Below are 25,389 nucleotides of genomic sequence, written 5' to 3' on the forward strand. Positions count from 1 at the left end.
TCAGCGTTTGTAGGTCGGCGTGATGAAGGGAAGGGCGGAAACGGTGACAGGCAGGTACTTGCCGCGCACTTCCGCGTAAATCTGCGTACCCGGTGCCGCGTGAGAAACCGGCACATAGCCCATGGCGACGGGGCCCTCGACGGAAGGGCCGAAACCGCCCGAGGTGACTTCGCCGATCTCGGCCTTCCCCTCGGCATCGGCATAAAGCTTGGCATGACCGCGCACAGGCGCCTTGCCTTCCGGCTTCAGGCCGACGCGCTTGCGGGAAACACCCTTATCGAGTTCGCCGAGAATGCGCGCGGCACCCGGGAAACCGCCAGCGCGGGCGCCACCGGTGCGGCGGGCCTTCTGTATGCCCCATTCGATAGCGGCTTCGACCGGCGAGGTCGTCGTGTCGATATCGTTGCCATAGAGGCAGAGGCCAGCTTCGAGGCGCAGCGAGTCACGGGCGCCGAGGCCGATCGGCTCGACATCGGGATGCTCCAGCAACCGGTTGGTGACATCCACGGCCTTGTCGGCGGGAATGGAGATTTCAAAACCGTCTTCGCCGGAATAGCCCGAGCGGGAAACGAGACAGGAAACGTCGTGCAGGCGGCAATGGCGCACGTCCATGAACTTCATGGCAGCAACATCGGCCCAGAGCTCGGCGAGCACATCGACGGCACGCGGGCCCTGAAGCGCGATCAGCGCGCGATCGAGGACGGTGATCTGACAGGTGTCGGAAAGATGCTTCTGCAGGTGAGCAACGTCCTGCTCCTTGCAGGCGGCGTTGACGACGACGAAAAGATGATCGTCGAGATGGGTGATCATCAGGTCGTCGAGGATACCGCCATTCTCGTCGGTGAAGAAACCGTAGCGCTGGCGCCCTTCGGCAAGCCCGAGGATATCGACCGGCACGAGGCTTTCGAGCGCGAGCGCCGCATCCTCATACTTGCCAGACTTCGCCTTGATGATGACCTGGCCCATATGGGAGACATCGAAGAGGCCGGCTGCAGCGCGGGTCTGCAGATGCTCCTTCATGACTCCGGCCGGATATTGCACCGGCATGTCGTAGCCTGCAAAGGGCACCATGCGGGCGCCGAGCGACAGGTGAAGCGCGTGAAGCGGGGTTTTCTTGAGGGCAGCAGTATCGTCCAAACGACGCCTCCGGTGTTTGCGCCTGATATCCGGGCGCGGGCTCAAAACTGAAGGCGCGGCTGCGCCTTATCTCCTTGAGCCCCCTCTGTCCCTGCGCCTGAGATTGTTATCCCTTCGGCGGGCGTTTCGAGAACGCCTCTCTCCAGAGTTCCGTCTGCCCCTTGTGGTCCTTTTGCCTGAGAGTTTCCGGGGCGGTTGCTCCTTCGGCACCGGCATCGTGTGCCGGATTCTCCCAACAAGGTTGCCGCAATTATCCGGGGGCTGCAGGCCTTGGCAAGCAAAATGTCGCGAGCGCACTAATTTTTGTCGCGGCTCCCAAAACCCGGTTGCGGTCCGCGGCAAATGGGTTTTTGCATTTGCGGGCGATATTGGCTAACGCGATGCAAAGTGGAGATACTCGATGAAGATTGTCAGGACGTTTGGTTTTACAATTCTCCTTTGCGCTTGCGGCTTTGCCGGATCCGCTATCGGCCAGGACCATCAGCACATGCAGGGCATGGATATGGGCAGCATGGGCTCCATGAGCATGGCCGCTGACGGCAACGCGGTAAAAGTCGGCGACCTGGAAATCTCCGGCGGCTTCGCTAAAGCGATGCTGCCCGGCCAGCCCGTCGGCGGCGGCTTCTTCACAGTGAAGAACAACGGCTCGACGGATGACCGCCTGGTCTTGGTCACGTCGCCCAATGCCGGCGCTGTGCAGCTTCACGAGATGGCCATGAAGGACAATGTCATGAAGATGCGCGAGCTGAAGGATGGTATTACGGTTGCCGCGGGCCAGACCGTGGAGCTCTCGCCCGGCAACCTGCATCTGATGTTCCAGAAGGTGAAGAAGCCCTTCAAGGAGGGCGACAAGATACCCGTTACGCTGACCTTCGAAAAGGCCGGAAAGGTTGATCTGATGCTGAGCGTGCTGTCGGCGCAGGGCAAATAGCGCTGAAAAACAAAGGCCCGCGACCAAGGTCGCGGGCCTTGCGCCTCCCAGAAATATTTTAAATCTCAGACATCCTCATAAGATTGCAGGGCCTGCTGCAGGCCCGCCTGCGGCTGACGATAACCCTTGGTCATCAGATCGAGCGCGACTTCTGTATTCTGGATGATGTTGGTCGTTTCCTCGATATCTTCGCCGCTCTGATTGAGCTGGCGTTCCGCAATCTTGCGAGCCTCGCGCGCGGCCGTGCCCGTCGCGACGCGCTGCGGGATGCGCAGGGACTCGAAAGCAAGGGCAGCGGTGTTCGCGGATATGGAAACGAGCTGTGTCATTAGCCCGTCATACCGGCAGGATCTTCGCGTTCGGCTTAAGAAAATCATTCGCATTTTACCGGATGGTAAGAATTCTGCAGATGCGATTGGAATCAGGGCAGAATCGCAATAAACCGGAATCATGTTCCAGGCTCTGCTCGTCGCGGTCGGCGGCGCAATCGGTTCGCTTCTGAGATATTATGTCGGCCTGGGCTCTCTGCGGCTCATGGGGCCTGGCTTTCCCTGGGGAACGCTCATCGTCAATGTCGTCGGCAGCTTCATCATCGGTGTCTTTGCCGAGATGATCATGCGCCGCTTCAATGCATCGGCGGAGCTTCGGCTGCTGCTGATTACAGGTTTTCTCGGCGGCTTCACCACCTTCTCCGCCTTCTCTCTGGACACGATATTGCTGTTCGAGCGTGGCGAGATTTTTGCCGGCGGCATCTATATCGCTGCAAGCGTCGGGCTTTCGATGCTGGCCGCCATGGCCGGCCTCGGCCTGATGCGCGTGCTGATCTGATTTCGATTCCGATTTCCGTTTTAAGAAAAATGCTCTAAAGGCAGCGGCAAGAGAGGCGCCGCCTTTGATCGCGCCAGTATTTTCCGAAAGAACTCCATGGCAGGCATAGAACACATCAAGGTGGAGCCCGATGAAGCGGGCATGCGGCTCGACCGCTGGTTCAAGATCCATTATCCGGGGCTGGGCTTCGGTCCGTTGCAGAAGCTCTTGCGCTCCGGCCAGGTCCGCGTCGATGGCGGCCGTGTCAAATCGGATGCGCGCGTGCAGCCGGGCCAGATGGTGCGCGTGCCACCGCTCGATGTCGATGCCAAGGTCAAGTCCGGGCCGATCGCCGGCAAGGATCTGAAGCATTCCGGTGACTTCGAACTCCTGTCGCGCATGGTGCTGCATGAGGACGAGAAGGTGATCGTGCTCAACAAGCCGGCCGGCCTTGCCGTGCAGGGCGGCTCCGGTGTGGCGCGCCATATCGACCAGATGCTCGAAGCCTGGACGAGCCCGAAAGGCGAGAAACCCCGCCTTGTCCACCGCCTCGACCGCGATACGTCTGGTGTGCTCGTCATTGCCCGCACGCGCGGCGCCGCACAGAAGCTGACGGCCGCTTTCCGCGAGCGCGACACCAAGAAGACCTACTGGTCGCTGGTCAAGGGCGTGCCGCGCAAGCGCGAAGACAAGATCTCGACCTGGCTCGTCAAAGAACAGACCATCGATGGCGACCGCATGCGGATTGCCAAACACGGCGAGGATGGCGCCGATCATGCGGTGTCTTATTACCGCATCGTCGAGACGACAGCGCAGCGTCTCGCCTGGCTGGAGATGGAGCCCTATACGGGGCGCACGCACCAGCTTCGTGTCCACGCGCTCCATATCGGCCATCCGATCATCGGCGATCCCAAATATTTCGATGACGATCCGAACTGGGATTTCCCCGGCGGTATCCAGAAGCGGCTGCATCTGCATGCCCGCCATATTGATATTCCGCACCCCTCCGGCGGGCGCCTGCGCGTAACAGCCCCTCTGCCGCCGCACATGGTGCAAAGCTGGAACCTGCTCGGTTTCGACGAGAACTCAGCCCCGATCCTGGATGACAAAGAATGAAGCTTGCGCTTTTTGATTGCGACGGCACGCTGGTCGACAGCGCCGGGCTGATCCACGAAACCATGCGCCGGACCTTCGAAAAGTTTGGCAAGCCGGAACCTCGGTTCGATGACACAAAGGCAATCATTGGCCTGTCGCTCGATATCGCCATTGCCCGCATGCAGGGCAAGCCGCATGTCGAGCAGGAGGATATCGACATGACCGCGCATTACAAATCGCTGTTTTCGGTCGTGCGTCAGGATCTCGATTATCGTGAGCCGCTCTTTCCCGGCATTCGGGAGATGATCGATGCGCTCACTGGGCGTGAGGATCTGATGATCGGTGCGGTGACCGGCAAGTCGCGGCGCGGGCTGAAGCTGGTGATGGAGACGCACGGCTTCGACAGACATTTCGTCGTCGCACGTACCGCGGATGATTGTCCCTCCAAGCCGCATCCGGCCATGGTGAGCGAATGCTGCGACGAAACCGGCATGAATGCGGCCGATGCCATTGTCATCGGTGACGCGATTTACGATATGCAGATGGCAAAGGCCGCCGGCGCCAAGGCGATCGGCGTTGCCTGGGGATATGCCAGCGTGGATGAGCTGATCGCCAACGGCGCCGATGCGATCGCCTATCATCCTGACGAGATATTGCGCCATTTTTCCTGAGGTGAGCCATGCGCGACCTGCTGAACGACCTTTCCGAAGGCCTGAGCCATCCCGATCCGATCCGCCGCGCGCAGATCCAGATGAAGAAGCCGCTGCCGAAACGCTTCTATAAGGCGGTTGCCGTTGCCCCCCACGAGGATCGTTTTGCGATCGAACTCGACGGCAAAATGATGCGCACGCCGGCACGTCAGATCCTGGCAGTCCCGAGCGAGGCGCTGGCAAAGCTCGTTGCCGCGGAATGGGATGCGCAGGCCGAGGTGATCGATCCGTCGCTGATGCCGGTGACGCGCCTCGTCAACACGGCAATCGATGGTGTCGCGACGGACACGCAGGCCGTCTTCGAGGATATCCTGCGCTTCTCATCGAGCGATCTGCTCTGCTACCGCGCCGATGGCCCGGAAAAGCTGGTCGAGCGACAGACGGAGCGCTGGGATCCGGTGCTCGACTGGGCGGCCGCCGATCTCGGCGCGCGTTTCATCCTGGTCGAAGGCGTGATGCACCACGAGCAGCCGCGCGAGGCGATCGCCGCCTTCGGCTCGGCACTGCGTCGGCACGACAGCGCGCTCGAGCTTGCAGCTCTCCATACGGTGACGACGATCACCGGTTCGGCGCTGCTCGCGCTTGCCATTGCCGAAGGCGAGATCACGCCTGACGAAGCCTGGTCGCTTGCCCATCTCGACGAGGACTGGACCATTGAACATTGGGGAAGCGACGAAGAAGCCGAGCTGCGCCGGGCCAAGCGTTTTGAGGATTTCAAAGCCGCAACGGATGTTTTTTTCGCGCTAAGGGCCTGAATCATATTGCCTTGATGGGCTTTATGACCAAATCTGCGAATCCAGACGGGGATATGCGGGACTTTGGAATGCACTGGCTGAGGTCGAAATCTTGCCTGATAGCGCTTGTGTGCATGGCGCTGACGGCCTGCGCCAGCCTCATGCCGAAGAAGCAGGAAAAGCCCGTTTATGACGTGCGTAGCGCCGTCGTGCTCTCAAGCGCGACCATGTCTGCAGAGCTGCTGTCCGGTATCAGCGATCGCGTCAACGCCGCCATCCGGGCGACAGTCCGCACGAGCGAACTGCCGCGTGTGGTGCTGACGATCCGGATCGTTTCCGTCACGAAGGGCCTTGGCTTCCAAAAAGACCGCAACGTCGCGAAGGTCAGCATCGATGCCGCCTCCGTCGAGGATGGATCTGTCATCGCCGTGACCTCCTTCGAAGTCACAAGCTTGACCGCCGACCCTGACCTGGCCGACGACATTCTGGCAGAAGATATCGCCGCGCGTGTGCGCTCCGCCTTCGCACTCAGCGGACGCTAGAGTATTTCCGCTTTCGCGAGAGTGCTCTATCTCATTGTTTTCATGCAATTCCAGCAAAGCCGCTGCACGCTTTTGCTGAAATTGCTCTAGCTGTAAAATCGGCCGTCAGTGGCGGTGAGGGGAGATCATGAAGGATATTCTGGAAGAGCTCGAACGTCGCCGCGAAATTGCCCGTCTCGGCGGCGGACAGGCGCGCATCGACGCGCAGCACCAGCGCGGCAAGCTGACGGCGCGCGAACGCATCGATCTCTTTCTCGACGAAGGTTCCTTCGAAGAGTTCGACATGTTCGTCGAGCACCGCTCCACCGATTTCGGCATGGATAAGAGCCGCATTGCCGGCGACGGCGTGGTGACCGGCTGGGGCACGGTCAACGGCCGCGCCGTCTTCGTCTTCGCCAAAGACTTCACCGTCTTCGGCGGCTCGTTGTCAGAGGCCCATGCGGAGAAGATCATCAAGGTGCAGGATATGGCGCTGAAGAACCGCGCGCCGATCATCGGCATTTATGATGCGGGCGGCGCGCGCATTCAGGAAGGTGTGGCGGCCCTTGGCGGTTATGCCGAAGTCTTCCAGCGCAATGTGCTGGCCTCCGGCGTCATTCCGCAAATCTCCATCATCATGGGACCGTGTGCGGGCGGCGACGTCTATTCGCCTGCTATGACCGATTTCATCTTCATGGTGCGCGATACGTCCTACATGTTCGTGACGGGCCCCGATGTGGTCAAGACCGTTACAAACGAGACGGTGACATCGGAGGAGCTCGGCGGCGCGACCGTGCATACGACGCGCTCCTCGATTGCCGATGGCGCCTATGACAATGATGTCGATACGCTCCTGCAGGTGCGCCGGCTGATCGATTTCCTACCGCAATCGAACACGTCGCCGGTGCCGGAGATCGAATGTTACCAGTCGGTGACCGATGCCGACAACTCTCTGGATACGATGATCCCCGCCAATGCCAACAAACCCTACGACATCAAGGAGTTGATCCAGAAAGTGGCGGACGAAGGAGATTTCTTCGAGATCCAGGCGAGCTTCGCGAAGAACATCGTCTGCGGTTTCGGGCGCATCGAGGGTGCGACTGTCGGCTTCGTCGCCAACCAGCCGATGGTGCTTGCCGGCGTGCTCGACAGCGACGCCTCGCGCAAGGCGGCGCGCTTCGTGCGTTTCTGCGACTGCTTCAATATTCCGATCGTTACCTTCGTCGATGTGCCGGGCTTCCTGCCGGGCACGGCACAGGAATATGGCGGGCTCATCAAGCACGGCGCCAAGCTGCTTTTCGCCTATGCGGAAGCGACGGTGCCGAAGCTGACAGTCATTACCCGCAAGGCCTTCGGCGGCGCTTATGACGTGATGGCGTCGAAGCATCTGCGGGGCGATCTCAATTATGCCTGGCCGACGGCGCAGATTGCCGTCATGGGCGCCAAGGGCGCCGTCGAGATCATCTTCCGCAAGGATATCGCCGATCCCGAAAAGATCGCTGCACATACGAAGATGTATGAGGATCGCTTCCTGTCACCCTTTGTGGCGGCTGAACGTGGCTATGTCGATGAGGTGATCATGCCGCATTCGACGCGGCGCCGGCTGGCGCGGGGGCTGAAGATGCTGAGGAACAAGGATCTCAGCAATCCCTGGAAGAAGCACGACAACATTCCGCTATGATCGAATAAGGGAGCCTCTTCAGGTGTTTATCCACTATCGAAGTTGTGAACGCCTGTCAGCAAACTGTGTCTTCAATCCCGGTTAGAGACGCGGTAACGCTCGGCAGCACATCCTTAGGAGAGTCTGTATGTCAACTTTCGAGCGTCTATCCGCCTACCGCCCCTATGGTCTGGCCGCTCTCAGAATCATGACCGCGCTTCTGTTCATCGAGCACGGCACGATGAAGCTTTTCGGCTTCCCGGCCGCGCAGGGCGACGGCCCGCTTTCCACACTGTTCCTGATTGCGGGATTGCTGGAGCTCGTCGGCGGAATCCTGGTGCTGATCGGTTTCGCGACGCGGCCGGTGGCCTTCGTGCTGGCCGGTGAAATGGCGATTGCCTATTTCATGGCGCATATACCGCACAGCTTCTTCCCGGCTCTCAACCAGGGCGATGCCGCCATCCTGTTCTGCTTCGTCTTCCTCTACCTGTTCTTTGCCGGCGCAGGCGCGTGGTCCGTCGATAGCCGGAACGCGACAGCCTAGAGCATTCCAGACGCAAGAGGCTGCGGGTTTGACGCCGCAGCCTCTTCTTCATTTCGATATTTCCTTCTCAGGCCGTCAGTTTGAGGCCGGCAATACCGGCAACGATCAGCATAATGCAGATCAGGCGAGATGCGTTTGCCGCATCCCCCAGAAACCAGACGCCGAGCAGCACCGTCCCAACCGTACCGATACCGGTCCAGATCGCATAAGCGGTGCCGATCGGCAAGGTTTTAACGGCCAGGCCAAGCAGCACAACGCTCACCACCATGGAAATGACCGTGAGGACCGTCGGTATCGGACGGGTGAAACCATCGGTATATTTCAGACCGATTGCCCAACCGCATTCAAAAAGGCCAGCAAGAAAAAGCAGGAACCAGGCCATCATACTCTCCTTGTTAAGAGCGAGGCCGTCCCCGCGACTTTTGCGACCCGGACAAGCCCGAGCGCCGCAGTCGTCTGCGTCACAGCTCATATGGACGAGGGAACGGCTCACTTCAAGCTAGGAATTGGTATGGCTGCCATGCCACCCGATTCCCGCTTGAGGCTCAGGCGTTTTTCGCCCTGCGGCAGAGACGATCGAAGGTTTCGAGAAAACGCGAGCGATCCTTCGGGCTAAAGGCGGCATTGTAGCCCTTGCTTTCACCGGTTTCGCGCAGATGCGCGCCGAGATCGCGCATGGCACTTGCCATGCCGATATTGGTCTCATCAAAGACGCGGCCCGTCGGGCCTGTGACAAAGGAGCCTTTAGCGACGCAACGGACAGCAAGCGGTACGTCGGCGGTGACGACCACGTCTGTCGGGCCGGTATGTTCGGCAATCCAGTTGTCGGCAGCGTCGAAAGCGTTGGAGACGATGACGTTGCGCACCATCGGATCACGCGAGGGGCGGAGGCCCGAATTGGCGACGAAGGTCACTTCCATGCCGAGGCGTTCGGCCACTTTCAGGATTTCGGGTTTGACGGGGCAGGCGTCCGCATCGACATAGATCATGGCGATATCCTTACGCCGGCTGGGCGGCCGGTTGGCGGACCATGTCGAGATGGGGAATGCCGTCTTCAAGATATTCCTCCGAGGTTTCTACGAAACCGAAGGATTCGTAGAAACGGCGCAGATGCGCCTGTGCCGAAAGGGCAATGGGATTGGCTGGAAAGAGTTTTTCGCAAGCTGCGATCGATTCCTTCATCAGTGCATCGCCGAGCCGCTTGCCGCGATGGGCGGGCGAGACGACGACGCGGCCGATCTTCACCGGATCATGCGCGCTTTGCGGCTTCAGGAGCCGTGTCGAGGCTATGAGTTCCCCGCCATCCAGCAGCCGCAGATGCAGGGCGTCGATGTCCTTGCCATCGAGTTCCGGATAAGGGCAGTTCTGCTCGACGACGAAGACGTCGACGCGCATCCTCAGGAGATCATAGAGCTCCCGCGCGGGGAGCTCGTCGAGACCCTTGAGGTCAACCTTATAGGCAACAGCAGCCATCAATAGAGAACCACGCTGCGGATGCTCTTGCCGGAATGCATGAGCTCGAAGCCTTCGTTGATCTTCTCGAGCGGCATGGTGTGGGTGATCATCGGATCGATCTGGATCTTGCCTTCCATGTACCAGTCGACGATCTTCGGCACATCCGTGCGGCCACGGGCGCCGCCGAAGGCCGTGCCCATCCAGGAACGGCCGGTGACGAGCTGGAACGGACGGGTTGAGATTTCCTGACCGGCGCCGGCTACGCCGATGACGACGGACTTGCCCCAGCCGCGGTGGCTGGCTTCCAGTGCCTGGCGCATGACCTTGGTATTGCCCGTGCAGTCGAACGTATAATCGGCGCCACCGATCTGGTCTGCGCCGCGCTTGGTCATGTTGACGAGATAGGGCACGATGTCGGCGCCGACTTCAGACGGATTGACGAAATGCGTCATGCCGAAGCGTTCGCCCCAAGCCTTCTTGTCGTTGTTGAGATCGACGCCGATGATCATATCCGCACCGGCGAGCTTAAGGCCCTGAATGACGTTGAGGCCGATGCCGCCGAGACCAAAGACGATTGCCGTCGCGCCCATCTCGACCTTGGCCGTGTTGATGACGGCACCGATGCCGGTCGTAACTCCGCAGCCGATGTAGCAGATCTTGTCGAAGGGGGCGTCCGGATTGACCTTGGCGACGGCAATCTCGGGCAGGACCGTGTAATTGGCGAAGGTTGAGCAGCCCATATAGTGATGGATCTTGTCCTTGCCGATCGAGAAACGCGAGGTGCCGTCGGGCATCACGCCCTGACCTTGGGTCGAGCGGATGGCCGTGCAGAGATTGGTCTTGCGCGACAGGCAGGAGGGGCATTCGCGGCACTCAGGCGTATAGAGCGGAATGACATGGTCGCCCTTCTTGACTGAGGTGACGCCCGGACCGACATCGACGACGATGCCTGCACCTTCGTGACCGAGAATAGCCGGAAATAGGCCTTCCGGGTCTGCGCCGGAGAGGGTGAAATCATCGGTGTGGCAGATGCCGGTCGCCTTGACCTCGATCAGCACTTCGCCGGCCTTCGGACCTTCCAACTGAACAGTCATGACCTCGAGCGGTTTTCCTGCCTGAACGGCAACGGCGGCGCGAACATCCATCTTCGATCTCCTCGTGATTTGCGTGGCGGACTCTTGCACGCTCCGCGACGACGGCTCAAGCGGAAAAAGGGGTTAGAGCATCGCCCCAAAATCGGTTCCGGTTCCCCGCCGATGCCTCAGACGAATTCCATGATGACGGCATCGACCGCGAGACTCTCGCCGGGAGCGGCTTTGATCTTGCCGACGACGAGGTCACGCTCGGCACGCAGCACGTTTTCCATCTTCATGGCTTCGACGACGGCAAGCGTTTCACCCGCCTTGATCTCCTGGCCCTCGGAGACGGCAATGGAAACGACGAGGCCGGGCATGGGGCAAAGCAGCAGCCTGGACGTATCGGGTGGCAGCTTGACGGGCATCAGGCGGTCAAGCTCGGCATGGCGGGGTGTAAAGACGCGCGCCTTGACCGACAGGCCCTGCCAGTCGATGCGCAGGCCGTTGAGAACGGGGCGGATCTGCGCCGTCACTTGGCGGCTGGCGATCCTGCCGTGCCAAACCGGATCGCCGGGTCTCCAATCGGTGATAACTGTTTCTGCGCGGCCGCCGACTTCCATTTCCATTTCGAAGGGGATGGTGACGAGGCCATCGACCAATCTGACCGGCACATAATTGCCGCCGAGCTTGACGACCCATTCTTCGCGCAGCGGGCCGCTCGGGTGGCGCAGGCGGTCGGCGAAGCCTTCGCGCCTGAGGGAATCGATCAGGGAAGCCGAAAGCGCAATGGCAGCAAGAGCTGCCTCCTCGGAGGCATCCGGCGCCATTGGCGCAAAGCCCTCGGGATATTCCTCCGATATGAAGCCGGTGGAGAGACGACCTTCGCGCCAGCGCGGATGCTTCATCAGCGCCGAGAGGAAGGGAACGTTGTGCTCGATACCATCGACCACGAAGGCGTCGAGCGCCTGTCCCATGGCCTCCACCGCCTGCAGGCGGCTTGGCGCCCAGGTGCAGAGCTTAGCAATCATCGGGTCGTAATACATGGAGATCTCGGCGCCTTCGAAGACACCGGTATCATTGCGGATGATCACATCGCCGTTGCGGCCTTCCGCCGGTGGGCGGTAGCGCGTCAGGCGGCCGATCGAGGGCAGGAAGTTGCGGTAGGGATCTTCGGCATAGAGGCGGCTTTCGACCGCCCAGCCGTTCAGCTTGATGTCCTTCTGGGCGAAGGGCAGCTTCTCGCCGGCGGCAACGCGGATCATCTGTTCGACGAGATCGATGCCGGTCACGAGTTCCGTCACCGGATGCTCGACCTGCAGGCGAGTGTTCATCTCGAGGAAATAGAAATTGCGGTCGCGGTCGACGATGAACTCCACAGTGCCGGCGCTCTGATAATCGACGGCCTTTGCGAGCGCCACCGACTGCACGCCCATGGCGGACCGCGTCTTCTCATCAAGGAAGGGCGAGGGCGCCTCTTCGGCAACCTTCTGGTTCCGGCGCTGGATAGAGCACTCGCGTTCGCCGAGATAGACGACGTTGCCGTACGCATCCGCCAGAACCTGGATTTCGATATGGCGCGGATCGACGACGTATTTCTCGATGAAGAGGCGGTCGTCGCCGAAAGAGCTTTTGGCTTCGGACCGGGCGCGGTCGAATCCGTCGCGCACTTCCGCTTCGTTCCAGGCAATGCGCATGCCCTTGCCGCCGCCGCCGGCCGACGCCTTGATCATCACGGGATAACCGATCTCGGCCGCGATTTTTTCAGCGTGGGATGCATCCTCGATGACGCCGAGATAGCCGGGCACAGTCGAGACCTTTGCGGCATTGGCGAATTTCTTCGATTCGATCTTGTCACCCATTGCCATGATGGCTTTGGGCTTCGGGCCGATGAAGATGATGCCTTGTTTCTCCAGCGCTTCGCAGAAGGAGGCGCGTTCCGACAGGAAACCGTAGCCAGGATGCACGGCTTCGGCACCCGTTTCCTTGCAGGCGGCGATGATCTTGTCAGCGACGAGATAGCTTTCGGCTGCCGGGGCAGGGCCGATATGAACAGCCTCATCCGCCATCTCGACATGCAGGGCATCCCGATCCGCATCCGAATAGACCGCAACAGTGGTGATGCCCATGCGGCGAGCGGTTTTGATCACGCGGCAGGCAATCTCGCCGCGATTCGCGATCAGGATTTTCTTGAACATCGAGACTCCACCCAGGAAATGCGTTCCGGAGTTTTACGCATAAAAAGCCGGAACGCACAATTGGGCTGAAGAATCAGAGGCAGTCTGAGGACTTGGCAGATCAAGCAACCGCGGCAGCGACGACCGGCTCTTCGTCGATGATGCGCAGCCAGCGGCTGCGTCTCGGCTGGGCATAATCCCTGAGTTCGATCGAAGCCATGATCTCGCCCCAGCGCTGATGATTGGCGCCGGGCTGGGTTACTGCATCAATGCGCTGCAGCACCCCATATTCGATCGGCGATACCCCGATGACGCCGCCCTCGCTGACGCTTCTCAAAACGCGCATCAGGTAATCCACATCCTGCCGCGTGATGCTTTTGCGGTCGGTGGCACGTGTCAGCTTGTAACCGCCGACATCCTCGCCGAGCGCCAGGCGGAGCTGGTCGAGCGCCAGCGCCCGCAGCTCATCGGGCACGTGGGCGCTGAGTTCCATGACGTGCAAGATAAGCTCGAGCTCGAGCGCCGAGTTCACGACGCCGTCGGTCGTGAACATGCGCATGATCCATGCGACGTTGATCTCGTCCAGCGAGCCCTGCGGATAGGTATAATCGACGATGAAGCCTGCCAGCTGTTCAACGAAGAAGGTGTTCCATTCAGCGCATTTTTCCGGGCAGGAATTATTGAGCGCCAACATCACCACGACATGATCGGATGTCCGGATGCCCTCCGGAAAGGTGTGTTTACGCAAAAGCGCAATGTCTTCGGCCGTCAGCCGGTGCTTACCGACGATGACACACGCCGGAAAAGCGAGACGGGACTCACTCATGTTTTATCTCCAGGCTTCATCATGAAACCGGAAGTGATTTTATCGCCGCCGCATTGAAGATCCCTCAAGAAGGAGAGTTAACCGCAGATGCGGCATTTCATGCGGATTTTAGCGATCGGGCCTGCAGGCGCTCGCGCCAGATGATAAAAAGCCCCGATGCAACGATGATGGCAATACCGATCCATTTGGAAACATTCGGAAAATCGCCGAAGAGGGCGTAGCCGAGGACGGTCGCTGAAATGATCTCGAAATATTGGAACGGAGCGAGCAGCGAGAGCGGCGCCAGGCGGAAAGCCTTAACGACCAGCATGTGCGCATAGCCCGAGATCGTGCCGAGGATCAGCAGCAGGACAAGGCCGAGCCAGGAGGTTGGCAGGGAGGGCGTGAAGTCGGCACTACCGAGGCGGCTTCCGACAAACATTGCGCCCGCCATGAAGATCGTGCCGCCAATGCCGGACATGGTCTGCATCGTCAGCGGCGAATCCGCCTCGCCGATGGCGCGGTTGAGGAAGAGATAGAGCGAGAAAAGGAAGGCGCAGAAGACCGGCAGCAGCGCCTTCAGTCCGAAAATCTCATAGCTCGGCTGGATGACGATCATCGCGCCGCCGAAACCGACGACGATCGCCATCCAGCGCCGCCAGCCGACCTTGTCGCCGAGGAACAGCGCCGAGAGTGCAGTCAGCATGAAGGGCTCGACGAAATAGATGGCGAAGACATCGGCGAGCGGCATGTATTTGACGGCGACGAAGAAGAGCAGGCTTGCCGCACCGTGCAGCGCGCCGCGAAGCAGGTTCATCCACGGGCGCTTGGCCGACAAAGCCTGTGTGCCGAACACGGCAAAAAGGATCGGCAGGGTACAGACGAGCTGGAAGAAGAAGCGGTAGAAGGTTACTTGCCCGGGCGACATACCCTCGAAGGTCGCCATATATTTGGCGATCGCATCCATCGTCGGCAGGATGGCCATGGCGCCGGCCATGATGGCCATGCCCTGGAAGGGATTCTGGGTGGAGGGAGATTCGGACATGACGGCTGCTTCTTGCGGATGACGTCATCAACCACAGGAAGCCCGGGTAATCAAGGACGGCAATCAGGGACAGAGTGCTGTATCGTTGACGGTTTCACCGAAGATCTCTTCGAAGGCGGCGCGCAGGCGGACATCGGCATCGACCATCGTCACGAGCAGGCCGAGATCGACGAGGCTGGTGACGCCATAGGCTGAGATGCCGCAGGGCACGATGCCGGCGAAATGATCGAGGTCGGGATCGACGTTCAGCGACAGGCCGTGGAAGGTCACCCATTTGCGCAGGCGGATACCGAGTGCTGCGATCTTGTCTTCCGCCATGGTGCCGTCAGGCAGCAAGGGTCTCTCCGGCCGGCGGACCCAGACGCCGACACGATCCTCGCGGCGCTCACCGCGCACATTCATCGAATCGAGCGTGCGGATGATGACCTCTTCGAGTGCTGCCACGAAGGCGCGCACATCCTGCCTGCGCCGCTTCAGGTCGAGCATGACATAGGCGACACGCTGGCCGGGGCCGTGATAGGTGTATTCGCCGCCGCGGCCGGTGGCGAAGACCGGGAAACGATCCGGCTGGACGAGATCCTTCGCGTCGGCGCTGGTGCCGGCGGTATAAAGCGGCGGATGTTCCAGCAGCCAGACGAGCTCGTCGCCGCCTTCGGAAATCGCTGCGACTTCCCGCTCCATTGTTTCCACCGCCTCCGCATAGGGAACGAGCCCATCGGAAATGCGCCAGCGCACGGGGCGCGAACCAAGTTTCGGGAGCATGGAAAAATCGAGATCGGTACGTAGCATGGCAGTCCTTGGCGCTATCCGCAAAAGGAGAGGGCGGGCGCGGGCTTCTATATGGACTTGGGCGAAGAGCGATTCAATCGCTCTTTGCGGCGATCAGCCATCCTGGAGATGCAGCCCCGCGCAATCAATCCATAATAAAATGCGGGACGAAGCGGGAGAGGTTCTGGGTAATTGGCGATTTGTCTTCGCGGATGCAGATGCCGCAGGCTTCGCCGGCGACGACCCACGAGCCGATCACAGCATAGTCATCGCCGAATTGCGGGAGCAGGCAGGTCTCCTGCACGATGTAGCCCTCTTCGCCATATTCGCCGTCCACTGCGATTGTCGTTTCCCCCGAAGTCAGCGTGACGTTTGCGCCTTCGCGCGACAGCAGCGGTTTTCTGACGGCATTTTCCAGACGCAGCGCCTGCGGATCGTCGGCGAAATAGGCGGGCAGCAGGTTCGGATGGTTGGGCGCCATTTCCCAGAGGACGGGGAGGAGGCCCTTGTTCGATAGCGTCATCTTCCACAGCGGCTCGTGGATCTTTGTGGGCGTGGAGATGAGATGAGAGCCAAAATCCTCGTGCACCATGAATTCCAGCGGGTAGAGCTTGAAGAGATTCTCCATCCGGCGGTCCTCCAGATCGGTGAACCAGTTCTCGGGATCGATACCGATCTCCTCCATGTCGAGCAGCACCACTTCGAAGCCCGCCTGGAAGGCAACATCGGCAAGATATTTGGTCGTCAGATAGTCTTCCTCATTGTCGGAAATACAGCCGAAATGGAAAACGCCGCTGTCGCTGGCATTCTTGAAATACTGGAAAGCGCCGATCAGCTTCTCATGGATCGAATTAAACTGGTCGGCAGTTGCATTCAGCCGGCCAGATTGCTTCATATCCTGGAGCCATTCCCACTGAAGGACGGCGCTTTCGAAAAGCGAAGTCGGCGTATCGGCATTGAATTCGAAGAGCTTAGCCGGGCTCTTGCCGTCGTAGCGCAAATCGAAGCGGCCGTAGATATCGCGATCGGACCATTTCCAGGATTTACTGACAGCGTCGTGGAACTCGGCTGGGATCGCCATGCGCGTCATCAACGCGGGATCGGCGCAAATGCGGTCAACCGCCTTGTAGCAGAGTTGGAGGATCTCATTTGTCGGGTCTTCCAGATCGTCTTCGATCTGTGAGAGTGTGAACTGGTAGGCGTTGCGCTCATCCCAATAGAGCTCGCCATACATGTGGTGGATGGTGAAATCGAGCGCCTCAAGTTTCTGAGCCCAGTCCAGCCTTTCGCCTGTCGCGATACGCTTCATCTCGGCGCCTCAAGATGCGGAAAAGTGACGGGCGCCAAAACCGGAGCGGGCAAGCGTCGTCGTGGGGGCGGGGGGCTTATAGTGAGCGGCGGATTGATAGGCCATCTTGAAGCCCCCGGCCTTGTTGGTGACCAGAATGCCCCGAGCATCCACGAAACCAGGAACGTGACGGCTCTCGTACAGCGCCGATGCGGGTACAGCCGGATAGTAGACGCCATTCACCGTCTTGTCGGGCTGACCAATCAGATAACCCCCAAAATAAGGGCTGAAATGTCCTCCCCCGGTCGCATGGACTGAAGAGGTCTGCTCACAACGGCCGTCGCCAAATTCCTCCTCGCAATCCTCACGTTTATCGTAGGAGGGGGAGCTTTTCAAATGTTCGGCGCTGGCGGTTTCGAAGCTGCTTTTGCAGTCGTCAGCACCAAATTTGTTATCCTTTAGGCAGTCATCAACTGTCTTGTAGGCGGCCGTTTCGGTGTCGCCATGAGATAATGAGTCGACATAGGCGGAGAGGAAAGCCGTGCCGAGAATCGCGAGCACTACGCCTCCCTTGATGTATTCGTAGCGATCTTCCGGCGTCATGCGATCCCCAATCATTGGATGCCAGGCAGTAGCGCAGGCAGGCGCCAAACGGAAAAGTCTCCGGCCTGCGTCGAATGTGTGTGAAAGACTGGATTGCCGGCGAACGTGCGCTACCTCGCGCGTGAACCCGGCATCGGCGGACGCTAGTCCTTTAGCGACACGTCAAAAATTGATGATCAAAATGATTTTCATGAAATGAACACCCCTAAAACCCCGTTCCATTTATGTTCTCAATTCAGGATGGAAGTCAAGCGGCGAGTTGCGCATCAAAATTGCAGCCGGCGCCAGCAGCTTTGTTCTGATACTCCGAGAGCCATATCGACGGGGAGGAGCTTGCGATTGGGGGCAAGGACCTATTTGTTAGAGGATTAACCCCTTGGCCAAAAAAAGAAAAAACCCGCCGAAGCGGGTTTCTTTGGTGCGGTCGAGAAGACTCGAACTTCCACGGGTTGCCCCACAGCGACCTCAACGCTGCGCGTCTACCAATTCCGCCACGACCGCATCGTGGTAGGCCGATTTGCGTCGGCGAGGCAGCATGTAGCAAAAGCCTCTGACGGACACAAGCGCGATGTGACAGTTTTTTTTAAAAGCTTGCGAGAGATGTGGATTACGCCGCGTTGGTCGTTGAATTTACAAGAGAAAAGGGCCGAGAACCGGCCCTTTCTCACATCATGTCAATGCGTTGCGCGGCATGCTTCTGTGCGGCTTGCACCGCTATCTGCACCTTTCTGGTGCGAGCCCTTTGGGCCGATCATGCTGTGGCAATCCGGAAGCGGCTTGATACTGGCGGTCGCGGTGTTATCGACTTTCGCGGGCTTGCCCATCGCGACCGGTGCGAAGCCGTCGCTGTCATTGGTATAGTCGCTGGAATAGGCCGGGGGGGAAACATGCGTCGGATAATGGACGGGCTTTGCCGGCGCGACTGGCGTCGGGTAGAGGCCGTCACCATCGTTCGAATAATCGTCCATGTATTTCGGCTGTGCAAAAGCGGCACTTGCCATGCTGACAGCAAACAGGGTGGCGGCGACGGCGAATTTCATGCGCATGGGTCTATCTCCTCAATCTGTTATTGAATTCAATAACGCAAACCAACCCTCGGCGAGATCGAGTCCGCTCCCCAATTCGGGCAATTTTGTGAGAAAGATGACAGCCATCTTGCGACGTTTTGTCCAAACGAAATCACATATTTGTCAATTCTCTAAAGGCCATGTTACCTTAGCCGGCGCAGGTAATCGTCTGAGATGTCAGCGCCTTCGCCAACATGACAATATTGCAATCTTTGATTGATTAACTATTTTTAATTTTAGAGACAGCAAAGCCGGAAAGCAGGGCGCTTTCCGGTTTTCAAATGTGGCGACTTTGTGTTTTTCGCCTCAATCCTCGTTCGGAATATGGGCGTCGACACCGGTCGTCTGCAGGTGGTTGCGGACATGGTGGACACCGTCTACCGACAGGGCGCCAAGTTCGACCTTGCGGGCAATGCCAATCGTTTCGACCGAACCCTCCAGCGTCACGGTATGGCCGTCGGCGTGAACGTCCACACTGTCGATATCCACGTCGGGGATATTCTCCAGGTTCTCGGTCACGCGGGCTTCAAGGTCGTCGCTTTCGTCACGGTCGATCGTATGAGGCTCGAGCGAATCCTTCAAGCGATTTTCATTGCCATCGTCGTCCGTGCCGTCGATGCGGAAACCGCTGTTGCGGTCGCGGTCGAAATTGGCCGAGGTTTCGCCATAAGCACGGTTTTCACTGCCGTCAGCCTTGGCGCCGCTGCCGTCGGCATAGGGCCAGCCGTCGTCGAGATTGCGCTCTTCGAAGTCGCGGTAATCCTCTTCGCGGGAAAGCGAGGTCTTGTCATTGATCTTTGGCATTTCCGTCTCCTTCCGGTTTCACTGCAAGGCAAACGTCGGAAGTGGGCCATTGGTTCGCCCGATAGTGGCGCGAGCCTCAGCTTTTCGTCTTTTCCCATTTCCTGATCAGCCGGTCACGCTTCAGCCGCGACAGGCGCTGCAGCCAGAAAATGCCGTCGAGTTGATCGACTTCGTGCTGGATACAGATGGCGAGGAAGCCGGTGGCCTCTTCTTCATGCTGATGGCCATGCAAATCCTGATAGCGAAAACGAACCGCCCTCGGCCGGATGACCTCATCCGTTGCACCCGGCATCGAGACACTGCCTTCCAGATGAACCATCGTCTCATCCGAAAACCACGTGATCTCCGGATTGGCGTAGATGCGCACGCCGTCCGCCTTGTCGAGCTCCAGTACCGTGAGGCGCCGGAAGACGCCGACATGGGCAGCGGTGATGCCGACGCCGGGTGCCGCGCGCATCGTCTGCAGCAGATCGTCAGCAAACTCAGACAGGGCAGAATCGAACGAGCTCACCGGCGCGCAGACCGTCTTCAGGCCGGGATGCGGATAGCGGAGAATCGGGCGGATCGGCACAGCTAAGCTTCCTTTCGACAGATGGCAGCGGAAACTATAGCCGACCACAGGCATTGTCATCAGAAAGCAAGGGTTTGCGCTTTACGGCAGAAGGGCTTTCGGTTAGCTGGTCAATGAGGATTCCGGCGGCTGCGAGGGCAGGGCGGAATTCGCTTATCCGCTTGTTGACAATGCATTTTCAGCCGACATTCTCGAACGCGGCTCGATAGTGTTTGAAATCAAATAAGGATGCGAGGGCGGCCTATGACGACGACCGACACGGAAGACCGCAATCGCAAACGTCCAGCAGACGAAGACGTCGATATCTATAACGAAGACGGCAACGTGCGCAGCGATTTCCTGACGCGCCTGGGTGCTGCCATCGCCGATCGCGACACGCTGTTTCTGCGCCAGAACGTCGCGCGCCTGCACGAATCGGAAATAGGCGACCTCCTGGAATCGATCCAGCCTGATCAGCGCCTGGCGCTGGTGCGCCTGCTCGGCGACGATTTCGATATGACGGCGCTGACCGAGGTGGACGAGACGATCCGCCGCGAGATCGTCGATCAGCTGCCGAACGAGCAGATTGCGGCTGCCATCGGCGAACTGGATTCGGACGATGCCGTCTACATTCTCGAAGACCTCGACCAGGAAGACCGGGAAGAAATTCTGGCACAACTGCCGTTCACGGAGCGAGTGCGCCTTCGCCGTGCCCTCGATTACCCCGAAAGCTCTGCCGGCCGCCGCATGCAGACGGAATTCGTGGCCGTGCCACCATTCTGGACGGTGGGGCAGACGATCGACTATATGCGCGACGAAGAGGATCTGCCCTATTCCTTCTCGCAGATCTTCGTGATCGATCCGACCTTCAAGCTGCTCGGCGCCGTCGATCTCGACCAGATCCTGCGCACCAAGCGACAGATGAAGATCGAAACCATCATGCGGGAAACGAACCATCCGATACCCGCCGAGATGGACCAGGAAGAGGCGGCCCAGCTCTTCGAACAGTACGACCTTCTTTCGGCTGCCGTCGTCGACGAGAACGAACGCCTCGTCGGCGTGCTTACCATCGACGACGTCGTCGACGTGATCCATGAAGAAGCGGACGAAGACATCAAGCGTCTCGGCGGTGTCGGCGACGAAGAACTCTCCGACAATGTGATCTCGACCGTGCGCTCGCGCTTCCTGTGGCTCTTGATCAATCTCGGCACGGCAATGCTGTCCGCCAGCGTCATCGGTCTGTTCGATGGTTCAATCGAGAAGATGATCGCGCTGGCCGTGCTGATGCCGATCGTCGCCTCCATGGGCGGCAATGCCGGTACGCAAACGATGACCGTCACCGTGCGTGCGCTCGCGACCCGCGATCTCGATATCTATAATGCCGGTCGCATCATCCGCAGAGAGGCGGGTGTCGGCATTTTAAACGGAATGCTCTTCGCCTTGCTGCTGGGCGTGATCGCCGGCACCTGGTTCCACAACTACCAGCTTGGCGCCGTCATCGGCGCGGCAATGATCATCAACCTGATCGCGGCGGCGCTTGCCGGCATCCTGCTGCCGCTGCTGCTCGACAAGATGGGCGCGGATCCGGCGATCGCCTCATCCGTCTTCGTCACCACCGTGACCGACTGCACCGGCTTCTTCGCCTTCCTCGGCATCGCGACATGGTGGTTCGGCATCTGAACAGATGCCGAAATTGACTATTACGTAAAAGTCAATATTATGCCGGGTCAATGACCGGGGATGAGATGCTAGTGAACAAGTATTATACCATAACGGAGCTGACGCGCGAATTCGGAGTTTCGACGCGCACGCTTCGCTTCTATGAAGACGAGGGTTTGATCCATCCGGAGCGCCGCGGTCGCACCCGGCTTTTCCGGCCCGCCGACCGGCGCCTCATTCAGGAAATCCTGCGCGGCCGGCGCATCGGCTTCACCATTGCCGAAATCCGCGAAATCATTCAGGTCTACAAGGAGCCGCCGGGCGAGCTCGGCCAGCTCAAGCTTCTCATGAAGCGCGTCGACGAGAAGCGCGAAGACCTGCGCCAGAAGCGCAAGGATATCGATGAGACGATCACCGAGCTCGACAATATCGAGGAGGCCTGCCTCGGCCGCCTCGCCGAAATCGGCGTCACCACCTGATTATTGCTGCGGCACGGGCTCTGACTGCGGCGCTGGCTCTATTTCCGCGCTGCACTGGCTGGCAAGAACAATAATCCGCTCATCATCCGCCTTGACCTCGCCAGCTTGGAACGGCATGAAGAGTTGCTGAGCCTGCAGCTTATCGAGCGTGCACTGGCAGAAGCTGCGGCAGAGCGCTTCGCCCTGCTCGACCGTGCAGGAGGTATTGCACTGGCGCAGATAGGTCGCCGCCGGATCGGGCTTTGGCGGCGCCACGATGAAGGTCAGGCCATAGGCGATGGCGATCAGCACCGGTTGGTGGATGAGGTAAAAGGCAAGGCTGTGGCGGCCGAGGCGCGCAAACCATGTTCGATCCGTGCCTAACGCGGCCAGCCGCAGGGGCAGGTTCGTTCGGAAGGCGATGCGCGCCACGCCCATCCCGAGGAGGAATGGGATCGCCCAGGGAAAGAGCGGCACAAAATCGTTCGACCGGTCGGGTGTCGCCGCAAAGCCGAGCCAGGCCAGATATTTCGGGTCGAACAGGTGCCAATCCAGCACGCCGGGCATCACGAAAGCATCGGCGATCCAGGCGACAAACAGCGTAAGCGTGGCGAGCAGCGTCACCGGCAAGGGCAGGCGCAGGAAGACCACGCCGATGAGGCTCAGAACCGCGATGGAATGCAGGATGCCGAAATAGATCCATTCGCCGGGCACGAAGTAGGCGGTCGCAGCCGATATGACCACGGCCGCACCGGCGATCATGCCAAAACGCTTCCAGAAGGCAGGCCAGCGCATTTCCGGCCGGCTGGCAAGCACTAGGCTGACGCCGACGATGAAGAGGAAGGTGGTGGCAATCGCCCGGGCATAGATCTTCAGCCAGCCGGTCTCGGCGGTTCCGACCTGCAGATAGCCCATGAATTCCAGGTCCCAGCTGAAATGATAGGTTGCCATGGCAATAAGCGCGGCACCCCGCGCCGTATCCACGAGGCCGATACGCGGCGTTTTTGCACCAGCCGCCGCTTCCTTTGCCGACCGTATCATTCACAATCCCCCGGACAGTTCGTCACCGTCGCTCGCCGACGGCTTGTCGCGCTGAACAGCAGAAAGGTGGAGATTTGGTGGCGGATTGGCGTCCATGATGGCGAGGCGCGCTTCCGAAAAGAATTGCCGGCGGGTCAGGACCACAATGACCATCGCCGTCGTCCCCATAAAAACATAGGGGTTGATGAACCAGCCGAGATAACCGATGGACAGGAAAATCGCCCGAAGACCCTCGTTGAAATGGCCGCCTGCGATGACATTCATACGAATGACACGCTCTGCTGCGCGCTCGGCGGAGATCACGTCCTTTTCCGTATCGTGCACCATCGGAATGCCGCCGAAGAGAATGGTGCAATAGTTGAAGAGCCGGTACGACCAGCCGAACTTGAAGAAGGCATAGCCGAAGAGGGCAGCAAGGCCGCCGACCTTCATCTCAAAGACCGCATGGCCGCTGTGGAAGACGAAAGGCAGATCGGCGAAGACCGCATCCACCTTTTCCGTCGCACCGAGCAGGGCGAAACAGCTTCCTACCGCGAAGATGGACGTAGAGGCGAAAAAAGCCGTGCCGTTCTGCAGCCCGGCCATGATCTGGGTGTCGATCATCTTCAAATCGCGGCGCAAAGAATTATATATCCATTCGCGCCTTCGCTCCGCCATGGCATGGGTCAGGCTCGTGCGCCCGAAGAAAGTCTGGCCGTGCAGCAGCCAGGAATAGCCCATCCAGATAAAGATAAAGAAGGCAAGCGCGATATAATCCGCCGTCGTCATCATCAGCGAGTCAGTCCCGTATAAATGCGGCCACTCTACAGATGCATTCGAATGCTGCAATGACCGGCAAGATGAGAATCACTGGCAAGACGGGCTGCTTCCAATTAGTGTCCGGCCGAATGTCGCACCGGTTCAAGGCGATGTCGGTCCGCCACGCGGATGCGGAACCGGGCTCGCATAGTCTGCATCCTGAAATTTAAAAGGCGCTTCCATGTTTCTTTCGGTATTCGATGTGTTCAAGATCGGTGTCGGGCCGTCGAGTTCGCACACGATGGGGCCGATGACGGCTGCCAACCGATTCCTTGAGCTCATCCTGTCCAACGAATGGCCGCGTCCTTCCACCGGCGCGCAGGTGGCAGCCATCAAGGTCAGCCTGCACGGCTCGCTCGCCCATACGGGAATAGGCCATGGAACGGGCAGGGCCGTCATTCTCGGACTGATGGGCGAGGCGCCCGACAAGGTCGATCCGGATCGCATGGATGCGATCATCGACGAGGTAGAAAAGAGCGGCCGGATCGCGCCCGAGGGGCATCCAGCCTACCAGTTCCGGCCGAAAACGGACCTGATCTTCGACAAGAAGCAGCCGCTGCCGGGTCACGCCAACGGCATGAGCTTCTCCGCCTATGACAAAGACGGTCGGCTTCTTGTCAAGCGCATCTATTATTCCGTCGGGGGCGGCTTCGTCGTCACCGATACCGAATTGGAGCAGATGCGGGCGCGCAAAAAGGCATCCCAAGGCAGTTACAAAGTGCCCTATCCCTTCGCCAGCGCCAAACAGATGCTGGAAATGGCCGAACGGTCCGGTCTGACCATCGCGCAGATGAAGCGCGCCAATGAGGAAGGCCAACGCAGCCGCGAAGAACTGAATGCCGGTCTCGACCGCATCTGGGAAGCGATGCGTGCCTGCATTGAGCGTGGACTGAAGGTCGAGGGTGTCATGCCTGGCGGCCTCAACGTCAGACGCCGCGCCAAGCATATTCACGACAAGCTGCAGGAGGAGTGGCGCAGTAACCGCGTCAACCCGCTGCTCGCCAACGACTGGTTGAGCGTCTACGCGATGGCGGTTAACGAGGAGAATGCCGCGGGCGGACGCGTCGTGACAGCACCGACCAATGGGGCGGCGGGCGTCATCCCGGCGACGATCCGCTACTACGAGCATTTCCATGAGGACTGGGACCAGAAGGGCATCCACGACTATCTGCTGACGGCAGCGGCGATCGGCGGCATCATCAAGCACAATGCGTCGATCTCGGGCGCAGAAGTCGGCTGTCAGGGCGAGGTCGGTTCAGCCGCCGCCATGGCAGCCGCAGGACTCGCAGCAGTCATGGGCGGCACGCCGGCCCAGATCGAAAATGCCGCGGAAATCGCGCTCGAACACCATCTCGGCATGACCTGCGATCCGATCGCCGGCCTGGTGCAGGTTCCCTGTATCGAGCGCAATGCGCTGGGTGCGGTGAAGGCGGTCACGGCCGCATCCCTCGCAGTGAAGGGCGACGGTCAGCATTTCGTGCCGCTCGACGCCTGCATCGAGACGATGCGCCAGACGGGCTACGACATGAGCGAAAAGTACAAAGAAACCTCGACCGGAGGCCTTGCTGTCAACGTCGTCGAATGCTGAGTTTACGGCTCAGTTTCAAGCATGTCGTTGACGCAAAACCGCCGTACACTTTTGCGCGACATGCTTTAGCC

General features: G+C 59.6%; 27 protein-coding genes, 1 tRNA gene, 1 pseudogene and 1 riboswitch. Of the genes and pseudogenes, 11 read left to right on the forward strand and 18 right to left on the reverse strand.

Annotated elements, in window-relative coordinates; all coding sequences use genetic code 11:
* A complete protein-coding gene (gene gcvT / locus JNB85_RS25545; RefSeq protein ID WP_220337186.1) occupies positions 1-1,137 on the reverse strand; it encodes a glycine cleavage system aminomethyltransferase GcvT in 1,137 nt (378 codons plus the stop codon).
* A gap of 154 nt (positions 1,138-1,291) precedes the next feature.
* A riboswitch (glycine riboswitch) is annotated at positions 1,292-1,383 on the reverse strand.
* Between the two features lie 208 nt (positions 1,384-1,591).
* On the opposite strand from gcvT, the pseudogene JNB85_RS25550 reads away from it, so the two are divergent.
* A pseudogene (locus tag JNB85_RS25550) lies at positions 1,592-2,068 on the forward strand (copper chaperone PCu(A)C); the annotation flags it as partial.
* Positions 2,069-2,133: 65 nt separating this feature from the next.
* Here the strand turns inward: JNB85_RS25550 and JNB85_RS25555 are convergent.
* Positions 2,134-2,397, reverse strand: a complete 264-nt coding sequence (locus JNB85_RS25555; RefSeq protein ID WP_220337189.1) for a hypothetical protein — start codon at positions 2,395-2,397, stop codon at positions 2,134-2,136.
* Positions 2,398-2,518: 121 nt separating this feature from the next.
* Here JNB85_RS25555 and crcB point away from each other — a divergent pair, with 121 nt between their 5' ends.
* From crcB to JNB85_RS25590, 7 genes are all read left to right on the forward strand, one after another.
* Positions 2,519-2,896, forward strand: coding sequence for a fluoride efflux transporter CrcB (gene crcB, locus JNB85_RS25560; RefSeq protein WP_220337190.1), 378 nt, complete (start codon positions 2,519-2,521; stop codon positions 2,894-2,896).
* Positions 2,897-2,992: 96 nt separating this feature from the next.
* On the forward strand, positions 2,993-3,991 hold the full coding sequence (locus tag JNB85_RS25565; protein WP_220337192.1) for an RluA family pseudouridine synthase: 999 nt from the start codon (positions 2,993-2,995) through the stop codon (positions 3,989-3,991).
* On the forward strand, positions 3,988-4,641 hold the full coding sequence (locus JNB85_RS25570) for an HAD-IA family hydrolase (protein ID WP_220337193.1): 654 nt from the start codon (positions 3,988-3,990) through the stop codon (positions 4,639-4,641). Before JNB85_RS25565 ends, JNB85_RS25570 begins: the two co-directional genes overlap by 4 nt.
* A gap of 8 nt (positions 4,642-4,649) precedes the next feature.
* Positions 4,650-5,435 (forward strand): ATP12 family chaperone protein, encoded by a 786-nt coding sequence (locus JNB85_RS25575; protein ID WP_220337194.1) that lies wholly within the window; start codon positions 4,650-4,652, stop codon positions 5,433-5,435.
* A 68-nt stretch (positions 5,436-5,503) separates the two neighbouring features.
* On the forward strand, positions 5,504-5,956 hold the full coding sequence (locus JNB85_RS25580; RefSeq protein WP_220337195.1) for a calponin homology domain-containing protein: 453 nt from the start codon (positions 5,504-5,506) through the stop codon (positions 5,954-5,956).
* A gap of 127 nt (positions 5,957-6,083) precedes the next feature.
* A complete protein-coding gene (locus JNB85_RS25585) occupies positions 6,084-7,616 on the forward strand; it encodes an acyl-CoA carboxylase subunit beta (protein ID WP_220337196.1) in 1,533 nt (510 codons plus the stop codon).
* A gap of 127 nt (positions 7,617-7,743) precedes the next feature.
* A complete protein-coding gene (locus JNB85_RS25590; protein WP_220337197.1) occupies positions 7,744-8,139 on the forward strand; it encodes a DoxX family protein in 396 nt (131 codons plus the stop codon).
* A gap of 67 nt (positions 8,140-8,206) precedes the next feature.
* Here the strand turns inward: JNB85_RS25590 and sugE are convergent, their stop codons facing one another.
* The 14 genes from sugE to JNB85_RS25660 form a co-directional block, all read right to left on the reverse strand.
* Positions 8,207-8,521 carry a quaternary ammonium compound efflux SMR transporter SugE gene (gene sugE, locus JNB85_RS25595; RefSeq protein WP_220337198.1) on the reverse strand — a complete coding sequence of 105 codons (315 nt, stop codon included), beginning with the start codon at positions 8,519-8,521 and terminating at the stop codon, positions 8,207-8,209.
* 163 nt (positions 8,522-8,684) lie between these two features.
* Positions 8,685-9,128 (reverse strand): YaiI/YqxD family protein, encoded by a 444-nt coding sequence (locus JNB85_RS25600; protein ID WP_220337199.1) that lies wholly within the window; start codon positions 9,126-9,128, stop codon positions 8,685-8,687.
* A gap of 10 nt (positions 9,129-9,138) precedes the next feature.
* On the reverse strand, positions 9,139-9,612 hold the full coding sequence (locus tag JNB85_RS25605; RefSeq protein ID WP_220337200.1) for a GNAT family N-acetyltransferase: 474 nt from the start codon (positions 9,610-9,612) through the stop codon (positions 9,139-9,141).
* Positions 9,612-10,739: an S-(hydroxymethyl)glutathione dehydrogenase/class III alcohol dehydrogenase gene (locus JNB85_RS25610; RefSeq protein WP_220337201.1), complete on the reverse strand. Its 1,128-nt coding sequence runs from the start codon at positions 10,737-10,739 to the stop codon at positions 9,612-9,614. The genes JNB85_RS25605 and JNB85_RS25610 overlap by 1 nt, the downstream gene beginning before the upstream one ends.
* A gap of 116 nt (positions 10,740-10,855) precedes the next feature.
* A complete protein-coding gene (locus JNB85_RS25615; RefSeq protein WP_220337203.1) occupies positions 10,856-12,865 on the reverse strand; it encodes an acetyl-CoA carboxylase biotin carboxylase subunit in 2,010 nt (669 codons plus the stop codon).
* Positions 12,866-12,965: 100 nt separating this feature from the next.
* On the reverse strand, positions 12,966-13,670 hold the full coding sequence (locus tag JNB85_RS25620) for a hypothetical protein (protein WP_220337205.1): 705 nt from the start codon (positions 13,668-13,670) through the stop codon (positions 12,966-12,968).
* 97 nt (positions 13,671-13,767) lie between these two features.
* A complete protein-coding gene (locus tag JNB85_RS25625) occupies positions 13,768-14,694 on the reverse strand; it encodes a DMT family transporter (protein WP_220337206.1) in 927 nt (308 codons plus the stop codon).
* A 63-nt stretch (positions 14,695-14,757) separates the two neighbouring features.
* Positions 14,758-15,483: a lipoyl(octanoyl) transferase LipB gene (gene lipB, locus JNB85_RS25630; RefSeq protein ID WP_220337208.1), complete on the reverse strand. Its 726-nt coding sequence runs from the start codon at positions 15,481-15,483 to the stop codon at positions 14,758-14,760.
* A 124-nt stretch (positions 15,484-15,607) separates the two neighbouring features.
* Positions 15,608-16,771, reverse strand: a complete 1,164-nt coding sequence (locus JNB85_RS25635) for a glutathionylspermidine synthase family protein (RefSeq protein ID WP_220337219.1) — start codon at positions 16,769-16,771, stop codon at positions 15,608-15,610.
* Positions 16,772-16,780: 9 nt separating this feature from the next.
* On the reverse strand, positions 16,781-17,353 hold the full coding sequence (locus JNB85_RS25640) for a DUF1190 domain-containing protein (protein ID WP_220337220.1): 573 nt from the start codon (positions 17,351-17,353) through the stop codon (positions 16,781-16,783).
* A gap of 416 nt (positions 17,354-17,769) precedes the next feature.
* Positions 17,770-17,854: transfer RNA gene (locus JNB85_RS25645), tRNA-Leu, on the reverse strand.
* A gap of 173 nt (positions 17,855-18,027) precedes the next feature.
* Entirely contained in the window at positions 18,028-18,399 is a 372-nt protein-coding gene (locus JNB85_RS25650) for a hypothetical protein (RefSeq protein ID WP_220337221.1), read from the reverse strand.
* A gap of 327 nt (positions 18,400-18,726) precedes the next feature.
* Entirely contained in the window at positions 18,727-19,224 is a 498-nt protein-coding gene (locus JNB85_RS25655; protein WP_220337222.1) for a BON domain-containing protein, read from the reverse strand.
* Positions 19,225-19,300: 76 nt separating this feature from the next.
* Positions 19,301-19,795, reverse strand: a complete 495-nt coding sequence (locus JNB85_RS25660; RefSeq protein WP_220337223.1) for a peptide deformylase — start codon at positions 19,793-19,795, stop codon at positions 19,301-19,303.
* A gap of 243 nt (positions 19,796-20,038) precedes the next feature.
* On the opposite strand from JNB85_RS25660, the gene mgtE reads away from it, so the two are divergent.
* Positions 20,039-21,454, forward strand: a complete 1,416-nt coding sequence (mgtE, locus tag JNB85_RS25665) for a magnesium transporter (protein ID WP_220337224.1) — start codon at positions 20,039-20,041, stop codon at positions 21,452-21,454.
* A gap of 65 nt (positions 21,455-21,519) precedes the next feature.
* Positions 21,520-21,912: a MerR family transcriptional regulator gene (locus JNB85_RS25670; protein WP_007826104.1), complete on the forward strand. Its 393-nt coding sequence runs from the start codon at positions 21,520-21,522 to the stop codon at positions 21,910-21,912.
* Here the strand turns inward: JNB85_RS25670 and JNB85_RS25675 are convergent, their stop codons facing one another.
* Both JNB85_RS25675 and JNB85_RS25680 read right to left on the reverse strand, forming a co-directional pair.
* Positions 21,913-22,932: a heparan-alpha-glucosaminide N-acetyltransferase gene (locus JNB85_RS25675; protein WP_220337226.1), complete on the reverse strand. Its 1,020-nt coding sequence runs from the start codon at positions 22,930-22,932 to the stop codon at positions 21,913-21,915. It abuts the gene before it with no gap.
* The gene (locus tag JNB85_RS25680; protein WP_220337297.1) at positions 22,933-23,700 is read right to left on the reverse strand and encodes a DUF599 domain-containing protein; all 768 of its coding nucleotides are present in this window, start codon (positions 23,698-23,700) and stop codon (positions 22,933-22,935) included.
* A gap of 211 nt (positions 23,701-23,911) precedes the next feature.
* On the opposite strand from JNB85_RS25680, the gene JNB85_RS25685 reads away from it, so the two are divergent.
* The gene (locus tag JNB85_RS25685; protein WP_220337228.1) at positions 23,912-25,318 is read left to right on the forward strand and encodes an L-serine ammonia-lyase; all 1,407 of its coding nucleotides are present in this window, start codon (positions 23,912-23,914) and stop codon (positions 25,316-25,318) included.
* Positions 25,319-25,389 lie beyond the last annotated feature (71 nt).

Source organism: Rhizobium mesosinicum (genome assembly GCF_019511345.1).
GTDB classification, from domain to species: domain Bacteria; phylum Pseudomonadota; class Alphaproteobacteria; order Rhizobiales; family Rhizobiaceae; genus Rhizobium; species Rhizobium mesosinicum.